At 64.2% G+C, this 14,444-nt stretch carries 18 protein-coding genes; 14 read left to right on the forward strand and 4 right to left on the reverse strand.

Going from position 1 to position 14,444, the window contains the following annotated elements; genetic code table 11:
* Nucleotides 1-36 precede the first annotated feature (36 nt).
* Nucleotides 37-828 carry a class I fructose-bisphosphate aldolase gene (locus LIW51_RS09630; protein ID WP_227373877.1) on the forward strand — a complete coding sequence of 264 codons (792 nt, stop codon included), beginning with the start codon at nt 37-39 and terminating at the stop codon, nt 826-828.
* Nucleotides 828-1,766 carry a class 1 fructose-bisphosphatase gene (locus tag LIW51_RS09635; protein ID WP_227376779.1) on the forward strand — a complete coding sequence of 313 codons (939 nt, stop codon included), beginning with the start codon at nt 828-830 and terminating at the stop codon, nt 1,764-1,766. The genes LIW51_RS09630 and LIW51_RS09635 overlap by 1 nt, the downstream gene beginning before the upstream one ends.
* Before the next feature lie 78 nt (nt 1,767-1,844).
* Here the strand turns inward: LIW51_RS09635 and LIW51_RS09640 are convergent, their stop codons facing one another.
* Together LIW51_RS09640 and LIW51_RS09645 are read right to left on the reverse strand one after the other, a co-directional pair.
* Entirely contained in the window at nt 1,845-4,274 is a 2,430-nt protein-coding gene (locus LIW51_RS09640; protein ID WP_227373878.1) for a hypothetical protein, read from the reverse strand.
* 29 nt (nt 4,275-4,303) lie between these two features.
* Nucleotides 4,304-4,498, reverse strand: a complete 195-nt coding sequence (locus tag LIW51_RS09645) for a hypothetical protein (protein WP_227373880.1) — start codon at nt 4,496-4,498, stop codon at nt 4,304-4,306.
* Nucleotides 4,499-4,607: 109 nt separating this feature from the next.
* On the opposite strand from LIW51_RS09645, the gene LIW51_RS09650 reads away from it, so the two are divergent.
* The 3 genes from LIW51_RS09650 to LIW51_RS09660 all read left to right on the forward strand — a co-directional run bounded on the left by LIW51_RS09650 (nt 4,608) and on the right by LIW51_RS09660 (nt 7,434).
* A complete protein-coding gene (locus tag LIW51_RS09650; RefSeq protein WP_227373882.1) occupies nt 4,608-5,027 on the forward strand; it encodes a DUF7344 domain-containing protein in 420 nt (139 codons plus the stop codon).
* 172 nt (nt 5,028-5,199) lie between these two features.
* The gene (locus LIW51_RS09655; RefSeq protein WP_227373884.1) at nt 5,200-6,906 is read left to right on the forward strand and encodes an acyl-CoA carboxylase subunit beta; all 1,707 of its coding nucleotides are present in this window, start codon (nt 5,200-5,202) and stop codon (nt 6,904-6,906) included.
* Nucleotides 6,907-7,092: 186 nt separating this feature from the next.
* Nucleotides 7,093-7,434: a DUF5658 family protein gene (locus LIW51_RS09660; RefSeq protein WP_368411782.1), complete on the forward strand. Its 342-nt coding sequence runs from the start codon at nt 7,093-7,095 to the stop codon at nt 7,432-7,434.
* A gap of 27 nt (nt 7,435-7,461) precedes the next feature.
* Here the strand turns inward: LIW51_RS09660 and LIW51_RS09665 are convergent, their stop codons facing one another.
* Entirely contained in the window at nt 7,462-7,917 is a 456-nt protein-coding gene (locus LIW51_RS09665) for a MaoC family dehydratase (RefSeq protein WP_227373888.1), read from the reverse strand.
* A gap of 139 nt (nt 7,918-8,056) precedes the next feature.
* Here LIW51_RS09665 and LIW51_RS09670 point away from each other — a divergent pair, with 139 nt between their 5' ends.
* The 5 genes from LIW51_RS09670 to gdhB all read left to right on the forward strand — a co-directional run bounded on the left by LIW51_RS09670 (nt 8,057) and on the right by gdhB (nt 10,816).
* Complete coding sequence (locus LIW51_RS09670; protein ID WP_227373890.1) at nt 8,057-8,563, forward strand: hypothetical protein; 507 nt, start codon at nt 8,057-8,059, stop codon at nt 8,561-8,563.
* Nucleotides 8,564-8,610: 47 nt separating this feature from the next.
* A complete protein-coding gene (locus LIW51_RS09675; protein WP_227373891.1) occupies nt 8,611-8,922 on the forward strand; it encodes an outer membrane protein assembly factor BamB family protein in 312 nt (103 codons plus the stop codon).
* Entirely contained in the window at nt 8,919-9,062 is a 144-nt protein-coding gene (locus tag LIW51_RS09680) for a hypothetical protein (RefSeq protein WP_227373892.1), read from the forward strand. The genes LIW51_RS09675 and LIW51_RS09680 overlap by 4 nt, the downstream gene beginning before the upstream one ends.
* Complete coding sequence (locus tag LIW51_RS09685) at nt 9,063-9,443, forward strand: outer membrane protein assembly factor BamB family protein (protein WP_227373893.1); 381 nt, start codon at nt 9,063-9,065, stop codon at nt 9,441-9,443.
* Between the two features lie 98 nt (nt 9,444-9,541).
* Complete coding sequence (gene gdhB, locus LIW51_RS09690) at nt 9,542-10,816, forward strand: glutamate dehydrogenase GdhB (RefSeq protein ID WP_227373895.1); 1,275 nt, start codon at nt 9,542-9,544, stop codon at nt 10,814-10,816.
* Nucleotides 10,817-10,832: 16 nt separating this feature from the next.
* Here gdhB and LIW51_RS09695 read toward each other — a convergent pair whose 3' ends face one another.
* A complete protein-coding gene (locus tag LIW51_RS09695) occupies nt 10,833-10,991 on the reverse strand; it encodes a glycine zipper domain-containing protein (RefSeq protein WP_497007390.1) in 159 nt (52 codons plus the stop codon).
* A 72-nt stretch (nt 10,992-11,063) separates the two neighbouring features.
* On the opposite strand from LIW51_RS09695, the gene LIW51_RS09700 reads away from it, so the two are divergent.
* The 4 genes from LIW51_RS09700 (at nt 11,064) to LIW51_RS09715 (ending at nt 14,411) form a co-directional block, all read left to right on the forward strand.
* Nucleotides 11,064-11,912: an HpcH/HpaI aldolase/citrate lyase family protein gene (locus tag LIW51_RS09700; protein ID WP_227373898.1), complete on the forward strand. Its 849-nt coding sequence runs from the start codon at nt 11,064-11,066 to the stop codon at nt 11,910-11,912.
* 80 nt (nt 11,913-11,992) lie between these two features.
* The gene (locus LIW51_RS09705) at nt 11,993-13,249 is read left to right on the forward strand and encodes a Glu/Leu/Phe/Val family dehydrogenase (protein ID WP_227373899.1); all 1,257 of its coding nucleotides are present in this window, start codon (nt 11,993-11,995) and stop codon (nt 13,247-13,249) included.
* 434 nt (nt 13,250-13,683) lie between these two features.
* Entirely contained in the window at nt 13,684-13,992 is a 309-nt protein-coding gene (locus LIW51_RS09710; protein ID WP_227373900.1) for a hypothetical protein, read from the forward strand.
* The gene (locus LIW51_RS09715; protein ID WP_227373901.1) at nt 13,989-14,411 is read left to right on the forward strand and encodes a plastocyanin/azurin family copper-binding protein; all 423 of its coding nucleotides are present in this window, start codon (nt 13,989-13,991) and stop codon (nt 14,409-14,411) included. Before LIW51_RS09710 ends, LIW51_RS09715 begins: the two co-directional genes overlap by 4 nt.
* Nucleotides 14,412-14,444 lie beyond the last annotated feature (33 nt).

A 14,444-nucleotide genomic window follows, 5' to 3' on the forward strand; every position in this document is an offset into this window, starting at 1 on the left:
GTAGACTCATATATTTCGTCGGCGCAGTTCGGAACGATGATTCCGCTGAGTGACTCACCAGTGACTCGGGACGATAAGGCGCTCATTCTCGCGATGGATCACGGTCTGGAGCACGGACCGTCGGCCGACTTCGGTTCCGTGCCGGACTCGCTGAACCCCGAGACGGTCTTCGACATCGCCACCCACGATGCGGTGACCTGTCTCGCCGTCCAGAAGGGAGTCGCCGAGACGTACTACCCCTCCTACGACGACTCCGTGAACCTGCTCGCCAAGCTGAACGGGACGAGCAACCTCTGGATGGGCGAGCCGTACTCGCCACAGAACTGGACGGTCGACTACGCTGCCGAACTCGGCGCCGACGCGGTCGGCTACACCGTCTACTCCGGGTCGAACCACGAGACGAAGATGTACGAGGACTTCCGCGACGTGCAGGAGCGGGCGCACCGCGAGCACGGGATGCCCGTCGTCATGTGGTCGTACCCGCGCGGACAGGGTCTCAAGAACGACACGAAAGAGAGCGTCATCGCCTACGGAACCCGAATCGCGCTCGAACTCGGCGCGGACATGGCGAAGGTCAAGTACCCCGGCACCCGCGAGTCGATGGAGTGGGCCGTCAAATCCGCCGCCGACATGCCCGTCGTCATGAGCGGCGGGTCGAAGACCAGCGACTACGACTTCCTCTCCAGTGTCGAAGCCGTGATGGACGCGGGCGGTGCCGGTCTCGCGGTCGGTCGCAACGTCTGGCAGCGCGAGAACCCCGAGCGAATCCTCGACGCGCTCGAAAAGGTCATCTTCGAGGGCGCAACCGCTGACGAAGCGCTCGAATGATGGAGACGGTAAACCAGATCATCGAGACGGTCGCATCGGCAGCCCCGAAAATCCGGGGCGGACTCGCGGGTCGCCGCCGGAAAGCCGACGAGGAAAACCCCAGCGGCGAGACGCAGATGGCGGCGGACGTGTGGGCCGACGAGTACCTCGAAGCCGAGTTGACCGCCATCGACGGCGTCGGCGAGTTCGCCAGCGAGGAACGCGAGGAGGTGATCGTCTGCGGCGACGGTCTCTCGGTCGCCGTCGACCCCCTCGACGGTTCCTCGAACCTCAAGTCGAACAACTCGATGGGAACCATCGTCGGCGTCTACGACGCTCCCCTCCCGGCGTCGGGAAGGGACCTCGTCGCGGCGGCCTACGTCCTCTTCGGGCCGATCACGACGATGATGGTCGCCCGCGAGGGAACGGTGAAGGAGTACGTGGTCGAGAACCGCGAGGCGCAGTGCGCCTCGGAACGGTCGAGCGGCAGGGGCGAAACTCCGACGGAGCCTCGAAAGGCGAGCGGTGAAGCCGCGAGTCCCTCGCCGCGAGACGTCGATATGCGAGCCGTCAAAGACGACGTGACTCTCCCCGACGACCCCGTCGTCTACGGGTTCGGCGGGCGCGTCCCCGACTGGACCGAGGAGTTCACCGAGTACGCCCGCGAGATAGAGGACGAACTCAAACTCCGGTACGGCGGTGCGATGATAGGTGACGTGAATCAGGTGATGACCTACGGCGGCGTGTTCGCGTATCCAAGCCTTCGGTCGCGCCCCGAGGGGAAACTCCGCCTCCAGTTCGAGGGCAACCCAATGGCGTACATCGTCGAGTCCGCGGGCGGACGCTCCTCGGACGGCGAACGCTCGCTCCTCGACGTGTCGCCCGAGGGGCTTCACCAGCGCGTTCCGCTCCACGTCGGTAACGCGGAACTCGTCGACCGACTGGAAGCGACGCTGTAATCGCCCGCTCTTTTCGCGGACTCATTCACAAATTCGTGGCGGTTTCGAAAAATCGAATCGGCTAGCCCCGATTCGGACTCACCCCGACTGCGTCGTTTCGGCGGTTCGTAGCTGCGTTGTCCCGCCTGCGGTTGTCGTATTTTGAGTCGTCGTCGGTTGCGTCGTCGGTGGTGTGGTCGTCCGTCCCGCCGGGCGCTCTTGGTCGATGCACGCCTGCACGTCGTCCTGTTCGGAGGTTGCGATGACCTGCCCGTCCGCGTCGAAGACCGCCACGTTGACGAAGACGTAGCCCTGGACGCCGAGGTCGGTCGTGTCGTTCATCCACGTGACGTTCCCGTCAGGCGCTCGCTCGAACTCTTCGGCGGGAATCGTCCGATTCACCAGCACGCCGGACTGCGGGTTCGAAATGTTGACGAGCAGTGCGGATAGCCTGTAGTCCGCCGGTTGCGTCGCGTTCACCGTGACCGCGGTGCAGTTCACATCGACCGAGAGCGGTGCGGTCGGCGGCGCGGTGGTCGGCGGTCGCGTCGTGGTCGTCGCCGGTGGTCGCGTCGTGGTGACGTTCGGCGTCGTAGTCGTGGCGTTCGGCGTCGTGGTGACGTTCTCCGGCGTTGTGGTCGGTGGCGTCGTTTCCGGCGGTGTCGTCGGTTGCGTTTCGGCGACGTTCGGTGTCGTCGTTGCGTTCCCCGCAGTCGTCGGCGGCGGCGGTTGCGTCGTGGTCGTCGTGGTAGTCGTGGCCGTAGTAGTCGTCGTGGTCGTTATCGGCTGCGCCGTGGTCAGCGTCGGTAGGGTCGTGGTCGCTGGCCGTTGCGTCGTGGTCGCCGTGGTCGTGATTTCTTGGATCTGGCTCGCCTCCTCCAAAGCGACCGACCGAACCTCCTGGGGTTCGACGTCCTCCGCGGTCGAGATACGCTCAGCGGCCCGTGCGGTACCTTCGCGGGCGGCCTGCTGTATCTGACTCGCGTCGCTCACGCCCTGCTGTGCCGCCGCCTGCGCCGCGCCTGCGGATGCGCCGAGCGACGCCGCCTGAATCTGGGTGACGCTCGCCCGCTGAATCTGTGTGATACCGCCCGCGGCGGCACCCTGCGCCGCGGATTGAAGCTGGACGATGCTCGCCTGTTGGCTCTGGGAAACCGCCCCGGTCGCGGCACCCTGCGTGGCGGCTTGTACCTGCCGAACGCCAGCCTGCTGGCGCTGACTCGCCTTCACGCCACCGGTCGCGGCACCTTGCGCGACGGCTTGGACTTGGGTGACGCTCGCCTGTTGGCTCTGCGTCACCGCCCCCGACGCGGCTCCGATGCAGGCCACCTGAATCTGCCGGATTCGGACGGTCTGAACCTGCGTGATGCCGCCGCGCGCCGCACCCTTCGCGGCGGCCTGCACCTGTCGAACCTCGACGACCTGCTTCTGAACCGCACCCTGCACGGCCCCCTGCGCCGCACCCTGCGCGACGATCTGAATCTGAACCACGTTCACAACCTGAATCTGAACGACGCTCAGCGCGCCGACCGCCGCGCCTCGGCAGGCCGCCTGCACCTGCTTGACGGTCGCCTGCTGACCCTGTTTAATTCCTCCGGCGGCCGCACCGTGTGCGGCCACCTGAATCTGGACGATACTCGCCTTCTGAACCTGCGATATCGCACCCGCCGCCGCACCGCGGCAGGCCGCCTGCACTTGCCGAACGTCGACCCGCTGTACCTGCGTCACACCGCCTTTCGCCGCGCCCAGCGCCGCGACCTGCACCTGTTTGGCGTTCGCCCGCTGGGTCTGAAGCGCGCCCTTTGCCGCGCCGCGTGCGGCGAACTGCACCTGTCTGATTTCGACCGTTTGGCGCTGGTCGAGCGCGCCGAAGGCGGCACCTTGCGCCGCCTCCTGAATCTGCGAGACGCTAGCTTTCTGGTTCTGAACGGCTCCTTTCGCCGCACCTCGCGCCGCGCCGCGCGCGGCCACCTGCACCTGCGTCACGGTCGCTTTCTGGCTCTGGGCGACCGCGCCGTGTCCGGCCCCGAACGCCGCCGACTGTACCTGCTCGACCTTCGCTCGCTGCACTTGCGTCGTCGCACCCTTCGTCGCACCCTGCGTCGCGCTCTGGATCTGTGTAACTTGCACGTCCTGACTCTGGAGTAACGTCCCGTGCGCCGCGCCCCGCGCGGCGGCTTGAATCTGCGTGACGTTCGCCTGCTGTTCCTGCTCGACGGCTCGCACCGCACCGATAACCACGGCTTGTCGTTGCTGCTGCGTTATCGAAACGCCCTGTCGCTGTGCGAGCACGGCGCCCTGCGCGGCTCCGCGCGCCGCCGCTCGCTCGCGCTCGGAGAGGTTCGTATCCTGTAGGATCGACCACGGCAGATGCGGCGAGACGGGGACGTCCGTTCGCTGACTCGATGGTAGCACCGCCGGCGCGTCCGCGGAAGGACGTTCCGCGGGTTCTATCACCGAAGTGATTCCAGTGCTCGAAAGACTCACGACCAACACGAGCACGAGTACCGTCCGCGCGAATCGTCTCATGACTGTACCGTACTCGACGGTTTTGGTTTTCAACCCTCGACACCGTTAATTCCGTTCTCGACCGACGCCGGTACGGTATGGTGACACCGCAACGGCGGTGGCTTCCGATACCGTTCGCAACCGCGTCGAACCGTCCCGGTAATCGTCGTTTCGACCGGACTTTCCTTCCGCTTCTGTGGCTGGGCGTCGGTCGAGGTCGCACGGGACGTACGAAACGTATTCATGTTGGAAATGGAACCTATAACACCGCGGTTTTCAGATTAATTGGCAGTTCTCTAGGTGTCTAGATTCACCATTCTTTACGGACGGTGGTCAACTGGTGATGAGCGTCGCATGAGCAATGAGTCACCGTACCGTGACGACTCGGGGAAACGACCGTCGGCACATCCGCCCCACGTACTTCGTGCTGAACCGGGGGTGAGTAGGCCTTCCTTCGACGATATCTTCGGACTGCTGTCGAAGAGACGACGACGATACGCCATCCACTATCTCTCGCAGACGCCGGACGGCGCGGCGACGCTTTCCGACCTCGTCGATCAGGTCGTCGCGTGGGAGACCGAAACGTCGCCCACCGACGTTCCGAACGATTACCGGAGACGCATCGAAGCGTCCCTACACCACACGCACCTCCCAAAACTGGCCGACGCGAACATCATCGACTACGACGCGCGAAGCGAGTCGATCCGCTACTGGGGTCAACCGGTTCTCGAAGAGTACGCCGAACACGTCGCAGCGATGGAACTGCCGGAGTAGTAATCTCTCGTCCGGTTCTCCCCGTGAATTCCCGCAGACGCTTCTAGGCCCTCCCTCTCTTCCGACGCTCGCTCCCCCGTCTTTATTGCGATTCGGCGGGTCGCTCCGCGTCCGAAATCCCACCGCGTAGGAAAGGGAAAACGGTTTGAAATCACCCCGCGGACACGCAGACATGAAAGTCCGCATCGGCGAGGGAGCGACCGACGAGGAAGCCTCGGCCATCGCCAGCGCGCTCGCCAAGCACGTCAGGAGCGAAGTGGAAGTGTACGTCGGCGACGCGGAGGAACCGACCGTCACGTGGAGCGACCCCGGCGAACCGCCAGAACGGGACGACTTGGAACCCACCGAACGCGAGGAGATTCTGTGGGAGGAGATCAAAGCCATCGAGTCCGGCGGCCCGGAGAAGTACAAAGAACGACTCCCCGAGAAGGGCAAACTGTTCGTCCGTGACCGACTCGACCTCTGGTTCGGCGAGGACGGTCTGAAGTTCGAGGACGGTAAGTTCGCGGAGTTCGACGCGGACGACCAACTCCCGGCGGACGGACTGCTCACGGGGGCGGCGGAGTTCGAGGGCCGCGACGTGCATTTCATGGCGAACGACTTCACGGTCAAGGCCGGAAGCATGGCAGCGAAGGGCGTCGAGAAGTTCCTCCGGATGCAACAGCGCGCGCTCCAGAGCGGCAACCCCGTCCTCTACCTGATGGACTCCTCCGGCGGGCGCATCGACCAGCAGACCGGCTTCTTCGCCAACCGCGAGGGTATCGGGAAGTACTACTACAACCACTCGATGCTCTCTGGCCGTGTTCCGCAGATCTGCGTCCTCTACGGACCGTGCATCGCTGGGGCGGCCTACACCCCCGTCTTCGCCGACTTCACCATCATGGTCGAAGGGATGTCCGCGATGGCAATCGCCTCCCCGCGGATGGTGCGGATGGTCACGGGCGAGGACATCGACATGCAAGACCTCGGCGGGGCGGGGATGCACGCGAAACACTCGGGAAGCGCCGACCTCGTCGCCCGCGACGAGGAACACGCCCGCGAACTCGTCGCCGACCTCGTCACATACCTCCCCGACAAGGCCCACGAGAAACCGCCTCGAAGTGAACCGCAGGCCCCTCGAAAATCCCCCGTCGGAGTAGACGCCGTCATCCCGGGGAGTCCGAACCGAGCCTACGACATGACCGACCTGATAGAGCGCGTGGTCGATGCCGACTCCCACTTCGAACTTAAGCCGGATTACGGGTCGGAGATACACACCGCGTTCGCGCGAATCGACGGGCGACCAGTCGGCATCGTCGCCAACCAACCGGCGCAGCGGTCGGGCGCTATCTTCCCCGACGCCGCCGAGAAGGCGGCCGAGTTCATCTGGAAGTGCGACGCCTTCGAAATCCCCCTGCTCTACCTCTGCGACACGCCAGGCTTCATGGCCGGGTCGCAGGTAGAGAAGGACGCCATCCTCGAAAAGGGCAAGAAGATGATCTACGCTACCTCCTCGGCCACCGTGCCCAAGATTTCGGTCGTCGTGCGGAAGGCCTACGGCGCGGGCATCTACGCTATGTCCGGCCCGGCTTACGACCCCCAGAGCACCATCGCGCTCCCGTCGGGCGAGATAGGCATCATGGGGCCGGAAGCCGCCATCAACGCGGTCTACGCGAACAAGCTGAACGCTATCGAGGACGACGAAGAACGAGCACAACGCGAACGAGAACTCCGCGAGGAGTACCGCGAGGACATCGACGTCCACCGCATGGCGAGCGAGATGGTCATCGACGATATCGTCCCGCCGAGTACCCTGCGCGAGGAACTCGTCCAGCGGTTCGACTTCTACGCCGACATGGAGAAAGACCTGCCGGACAAGAAACACGGGACGATTCTGTAATCGGCCGACCTACCGTTTCTAAACTGAAATCAGAGTTACTGTTATCGGACTATCTCAAGGAGGGGCGTAGTTCCACGACTGTTTAGGAGGTGCCTTACGGTCGAATTCCAGCGATAATGCGCCGCATAATAAAGCCCCATTCCACCGTTGGTCTGGACGACGCGGGGTCGCCCCGTGACATCACCTATGAACCATCAGCGGTTTTCAGCCCGACTTCGGCGCGCGAACTGGCTCGACCTCGGCGACGGGGAACGACTCCTCTGGTACCTCGTCCTGCTCGCACTCGTCGGTGACTTGCTCACCACCTACGTCGGTTTGCGCGCGGGATTGACCGAAACGAACCCCGTCGCGCGAAGCGCGCTCGCGCAGTTCGGGTTCCTGTCGCTCGTCGCGCTGAAAGCATTCGCCGTCGGGGTCGGACTCGCCGGCCGACGGCTCATCCCGCGGGAGTACGGTGCGCTCGTCCCGGCGGGACTCGCGCTCCCGTGGACGCTCGCGGTGTTCGTCAACCTCTCATTGTTCGTCTGATTTCTCGGCTCGCCCGACTCCGACCGCTCACTCGACGTTTTCGCGCTTCAGCGAGAGAACCGTGCGCTCGAACTCGCAGACGAGGTCGTCGTCCTGATTGAACACCTCGACGTGCATGGTGACGACGCCGCGCTCGCCGTCGCTCGTCTCGCGCTTGTCCGTCACAGTCGACTGCGCGCAGATCGTATCCCCGTGGAAGACCGGCTTCGGGTGCGAAACGTCGTCGTACGAGAGGTTTGCGACGATGGTGCCGTCGGTCGTGTCGGGGATGGTCATCCCGACCGCGAGGCTCATGGTGTAGAGACCGTTGACGAGCCGCTTGCCGAACTGCGTGTTCGCGGCGAACTCGGCGTCCAGATGGAGTGGTTGTTGGTTCATAGTCATGTCACAGAACTGTTGATTGTCGCTCTCGCTCACGGTGCGCCGTTTCTCGTGTTCGATAGTTTGGCCGACCGTGAACTCCTCGTAGTAGCGGCTTGTCATGGCGGAATCTGCGCCGCGTACCAGAAAAATCCTGTCGGTCTGTCTCCGCTATCTCCCGGTCTGCAACTCCTTTCCGTTCGTCTATCTCCGATTGTTGCAACCGTTCCAATCGTTGCAACCGCGACGGACGGTATAATCGGTGCGTAACAAAGTAGACACTATTCGAACGGGGGTTGTAGTCGAACTGAATTCAGATCAAAAAAACCGTGAGAGACCAAAACACACGGCGTTCGACGGTGAATCGACGTACTACAAATCGATAGGAACGTCCTTCGGCTTCGAGTCCGAGGCGGAACCTGACAGCTTCTATATAAGCGCGACCAGCGAATTCCAGTTCGACCAAGTGGTGACGCGCGGAGATACACGCATCTCGCGGAGCGTCGAGTGGTCGTTCGAGTGCTCCGAGACGGCCGACTCGACGGATGCGCCCACTTCGACCGCCGACGCCGACGCAGAGTCTACGGCTCGTCGGGGCTCGACTGACGGTGGCGTCGACTGGCAGTCGGCACCGCACGGCGGCGACGGAGGAACTGCGCTTCGAGCCGATCGAACATCGTCGAGAGGCGACCGCGTTCGCGCACGCTGGTACGCGCAGGCGGGCGGGCCGGTCGAGACGACCCCCGTCGTCCGGAACGGAACGGTGTAAGTGGGAACCGGAAACGGATTCGTCTGTGGCGTCGACCGCCGGACGACGTGAGCAACTGGCTGTTTCAGGCGCCCAACGCGGTCGGGACGCCGACTATCGGCCCGGAACTGACGCACGTCGGCGACCGCAACGGAAACCTGTTCGCGCTCGACGCCGCCAACGGCAGACGAGAGTGGCAGTTCGAGACGGATGCCGGACTGGATGTGTCGCCGGTTCTACTCAGCGACACCCTCTACGTAGCGGCTCGGGCCGGGCAGGTGTCCACGCTCGACGCCGACACTGGCGAGGTTCAGAACTCGTCCGGAGTCCGGCGCGGGCGCTCACCTCGTTGCGGATCGCGGGCGATAACCTCTACGTGACCGGACTCGACGGTGGCTTGTTCGCCCACGACGCGACCGACGGGAGCGAGCGTTTCCGATTCGCCCCGGCCCTCGCCATCGCGGGCATACCCGAAATCGTCGGCGACACCGCCTACGTCGGCACCGTGGACGGCGATTGAGTGTACGCGCTCGACGCCGAGACCGGCGAGACGAAGTGGCGGTTTCGGACGGAAGCTGGCGTCTGGTCGTCTCCCGTCGTCGTGAACGGCATCGTCTACGTCGGCTGTGCGGACGGCAACGTCTACGCGCTCGACGCTCGGGAAGGAACGGTTCGGTGGCGCGTCCAGACCGGGGCGCGTGTGTGGGGGTCGCCGGTCGTCACCGACGGACTCGCGTACGTCAGCAACGACGCGGGGCAAGTGTTCGCACTCGACCGCGCCGACGGGCGAATCCGCTGGCGCTTCCGAGCGCAGGACGCGCTGGTCTCGTCACCGGCGGTCGGAAGCGACGCCGTCTACGTCGGCGACGTCGCGGGCACGGTGTACGCGTTCCCGCAGTAGCGTGTCTTGGTATTGCATATCGCTTTCAACTCGGATGGCAAGGTCTTTCTCCGGTCGCGCAAGAATTGCCGGTCAGAACCATCAGAGGCGTCCGAAAAATGTCAACCACAGGGAAACAGAAGCCTGACGAACCCGAAACGGCGGTCGAAACGGCGCGTCGCCAACTCGAACGAGCGGCGGCGCACCTCGACATCGACCGCGGCATCATCGACCGATTGAAACATCCCGACCAAGTTCACCGCGTGTCGGTTCCGCTCAAGCGTGACGACGGCAACACGGACATCTTCACCGGCTACCGCGCCCAACACGACAGCGTGCGCGGTCCGTTCAAGGGAGGTATGCGATATCATCCCGGCGTGACCGAAGAGGAGTGTATCGGTCTCTCGATGTGGATGACGTGGAAGTGCGCCGTGATGGACATCCCGTTCGGGGGCGCGAAAGGTGGCATCGTCGTGAACCCGAAGGAGCTGAGCACCGAGGAGAAAGAACGGCTCACCCGGCGCTTCGCGGAGGAACTGCGCGATTTCATCGGCCCGATGCGGGATATCCCCGCACCCGACATGGGAACCGACGCGCAGACGATGGCGTGGTTCATGGACGCCTACTCGATGCAAGAAGGCGAGACCCAACCCGGCGTCGTCACAGGGAAGCCGCCGGTCATCGGCGGTTCGTACGGGCGCGAGGAGTCACCCGGTCGCTCCGTCGCCATCATCGCCCGCGAGGCATGTGACTACTACGACTATCCCTTGGAAAAGGCGACGGTCGCCATCCAAGGATTCGGCAGCGTCGGCGCGAACGCGGCGCTCGCCCTGCACGAGTGGGGCGCGAACGTCGTCGCCGTCTCCGACGTGAACGGCGCGATCTACGACCCCGACGGGCTTGACATCGACGACATCCCGACGCACGAGGAGGAACCCGAGGCGGTCACGACCTACGACGCGCCCGAGCACCTGCCGAACGACGAATTGCTCGAACTGGACGTGGACGTGCTCGTCCCGGCCGCCATCGGCAACGTCATCACCGAGGCGAACGCCCGCAACGTGGATGCCGACATCGTTGTCGAGGGTGCGAACGGTCCGACAACCACCACCGGGGACGAGATACTTGAAAATCGCGGTATCACGGTTATTCCGGACATCCTCGCCAACGCGGGCGGGGTCACGGTGTCGTACTTCGAGTGGTTGCAGGACATCAACCGCCGCCAGTGGTCGCTGGAGCGCGTGAACGAAGAACTTGAAACCGAGATGCTGAAGGCGTGGAACGACGTGCGCGCCGAAGTCGAAGCGCGCGGCGTGACGTGGCGCGACGCGGCCTACATCGTCGGCCTCTCGCGCATCGCGGAGGCCCATCAGGCGCGCGGTCTCTGGCCCTGAGACGCCGGCCGCCGTCTCACCGCGAGGACAGTCCCGCTCCGATAGCGACGCCGACCGCGATGCCCATTCCCATTCCGAGCGCCAGATTATCCATCGCCACGCCGAATGCGGCGCCGATGCCCATTCCGAGGGCGATTCCGATTCCCATCTGCTCTCCGTCGGTATCGTCGGCAATATCACGTCACTCGCATACGACGACATAATTGTTCCCGGTGGGTTGAAATCGAACCCGCGCGTCGGGCCGGATATGCCACGACGAAGCGTCATGTTCACGCCCGGCGACCGTCCGGAGATGCTGCGCAAAGCGCCCGGGGCGAGGGCGGACGTGATAGTGTTCGACTTGGAGGACGCCGTCGCACCCGAGCGAAAGGACGAGGCGCGCGAGGCGGTTCGTGACGTGCTCGCCGACCCGGAGTTCGCCCCGGACTGCGAGGTGTGCGTGCGGGTCAACCCGACTGGGGTCGCGGCGGACGATGACCTGCGAGGAATCGCGGCGGGCGCGGACTCGCTCGATTCGGTCATGCTTCCGAAAACCGGGTCGGCGGGCGACGTGGAGACGCTGTCCCGCCTCCTCGCCGAACACGACTGCGAAGTGCTTGTTCTCGCGCTGGTCGAAACCGCCTCCGGCGTGCTCGACGCCGAAGAGATCGGCGCGGCGGATGCGACCGACGCCCTCGTCTTCGGGGCGGAAGACCTCTCGGCTGACATCGGGGCGACCCGAACCGCCGAGGGGACGGAAGTACTCTACGCCCGCGAGCACGTCGTGTTGGCCGCGAGCGCCGCAGGGGTGGACGCCATTGACACCGTCTACACCGACTTCGGAGACGCCGAGGGGTTGCGCGAGGAGACCGAGTTCGCCATCCGACTCGGCTACGACGGAAAGATGGCGATCCATCCGTCGCAGGTCGAACCCATTAATGAGGCGTTCACACCCGACCCGGAGCTCGTCGAGTGGGCCGAGAAGGTGTTGGCGGCGAAATCGGACGCCGACGAAGACGGTCGCGGGGTCTTCCGGGTCGACGGGGAGATGATAGACGCCCCCCTCGTTGCGCAGGCCGAACGTATCCTAGAATACGCTCGTGTTTCCGGAAATTGAAACGCTCACCCCGAATCGAGGGGCGATTAGTTACCCCGATTCCGCCATGCTTAACAGTGGGTGGGTGTCATTGACAGACGATGTCAGAACAAGCCAATCCGTTTGAGAGCTTACAGGAGCAGATCGATGACGCGGCCGAGTACATCGACGCGTCCGACGACGTTCTCGAACGGCTTAAGCATCCCGAGCGGGTGCTCGAAACGAACCTCTCCGTGGAGATGGACGACGGTTCCATCGAGGTGTTCAAAGCGTTCCGCTCGCAGTTCAACGGCGACCGTGGGCCGTACAAAGGTGGCATTCGCTACCACCCCGGCGTCAGCCGCGACGAGGTGAAAGCCCTCTCCGGATGGATGGTCTACAAGACGGCCGTCGTAGACATCCCCTACGGCGGCGGGAAAGGCGGCATCGTCATCGACCCCAACGAGTACAGCGAGGCGGAATTGGAGCGCATCACGCGCTCCTTTGCGACGGAACTCCGCCCGTTCATCGGCGAAGACCGCGACATCCCCGCGCCGGACGTGAACACCGGCCAGCGGGAGATGAACTGGATAAAGGACACCTACGAGACGCTGGAGAACACGACGGCTCCGGGCGTCATCACCGGCAAGGCGCTCGACTCCGGCGGAAGCGAGGGCCGCGTCGAGGCGACGGGGCGCTCGACCATGCTCACCGCCCGCGAGGCGTTCGACTACCTCGACAAGGAAATGGCCGACGCGACCGTCGCCGTGCAGGGCTACGGGAACGCGGGGTGGATCGCCGCGAAGCTACTCGAAAATCTCGGCGCGAAGATCGTCGCCGTCTCGGACTCCAGCGGTGCCGTCTACAACGTCGAGGGTCTCCACGCCCGCGACGTGAAAGGCCACAAGAACGAGACGGGCAGCGTCGTCGGCTACGCCGGCGCGGACGAGGAGTTCGGCAACGACGACCTGCTCACGCTCGACGTGGACCTGCTCGTGCCCGCGGCGCTGGAGAACGCCATCGACGGCGACCTCGCGCGGGAGGTGCAGGCCGACGTCATCGTGGAGGCCGCGAACGGACCGCTCACCCCCGAAGCGGACGACGTGCTCACGGAGCTCGGCGTCCACGTCTTCCCCGACATCCTCGCCAACGCGGGCGGGGTCACGGTGTCGTACTTCGAGTGGGTGCAGAACCGCCAGCGATTTCACTGGTCCGAAGACCGCGTCAACGACGAACTCGAAGGCGTCATCGTCGACGCCTTCGAGGACCTGACGAGCGCCTACGAGGAACACGACCTGCCGAACTTCCGCACCGCGGCGTACGTCGTCTCCCTCCAGCGCGTCATCGACGCCTACACGGAAAGCGGCAACTGGCCCTAAACGCGGTTGAACAGGATTTTCGGTGTGATTTCGTCTTCAGAAGATTTCGGTGGAGTTCTAGACGCAGTAACCCTGATCGCTTGGTTCACAGTGGGGTGTTTTCGTTTGTGCTACAACTTCGAGGGCCAATACCGACGAATCGCTAGGGTCGATACCCAACCGCACTGCAACCGCAGGAGTCGCTAGGGCAAAATACCGCGACCGCACCGCAGGTGTCCCCAACCCTCCCCGCCAGCGTGGGGATACACTCGCCCCTCACGTTCGTTCGGTGCTCGCGTGCCGCACGCTGGCGCAACCTCTGGGAAAAGATCGGCAGGCTGCTACGAATCGACAAATCGGCCTGCCACTACGAATCTGCTGGTCGGCCTGCCGCTTCCGGTGGCTGATCGAATTCTGCCCCAAGGATGCGCCAGCAGACATCGTGCGAGGGGCGCGTGGAACGCACACCGAGCACACTCCCCGCTGGCTGGGCAGAGTGGTGGACACCTGCGGTAAGGGCAGTCTGGCCGACCGTGCTAGACTGCCCGCAGGCAGTGCGGTATTTTGCCCTAGCGCTAGCAAACGACGAGTTCATCAATACCGAATCGACCGAAACCGGAATCCCGTTTTATCGAATCGAGGATACATCTCATCGAATCGACGAAGCGACGACATCTCCAAATCAGTCGAGTTGGAGATTTCGGTTCCGCGCGAACCGCGTTTCGAGAGACATATACCCTCGGCGACCCGACCCCCGGATATGAACCGCCGAGCGTTTCTGGCCGGGGTCGTCGGCGCGGCGTCCGCGACGGTGTCGGGGTGTACAGGCCTGCTGAACACCGGGTCAAACGCCCCGGAGGGCGACATCTCGATGGGGTCGAGGTCCTTCAATCCGCGGAAGTTCGAAGTGAAAACCGGAGTGCCCGTCGTCTGGACGAACACCGACATGCGGAGACACAGCGTGACGGCGTACGAGGACGGCATCCCGAACGAGGCCGAGTACTTCGCGTCCGGCGGCTTCGACTCCGAGCAGGCGGCCCGCAAAGCGTGGCAGAAGGGGAAAGGTACCATCAACCCGAACACGACCTTCGAACACACGTTCGAGGTGCCAGGGAGCTACTCCTACTTCTGTATCCCCCACGAGGCGGCGGGCATGTCGGGCACCGTCGTCGTCACGGAGTAGTGACTCCGCGAGAAACTACGTTTCGGAACCACT

The sequence above is a fragment of the Haladaptatus halobius genome, assembly GCF_020618475.1.
Classification (GTDB): Archaea; Halobacteriota; Halobacteria; order Halobacteriales; family Haladaptataceae; genus Haladaptatus; species Haladaptatus halobius.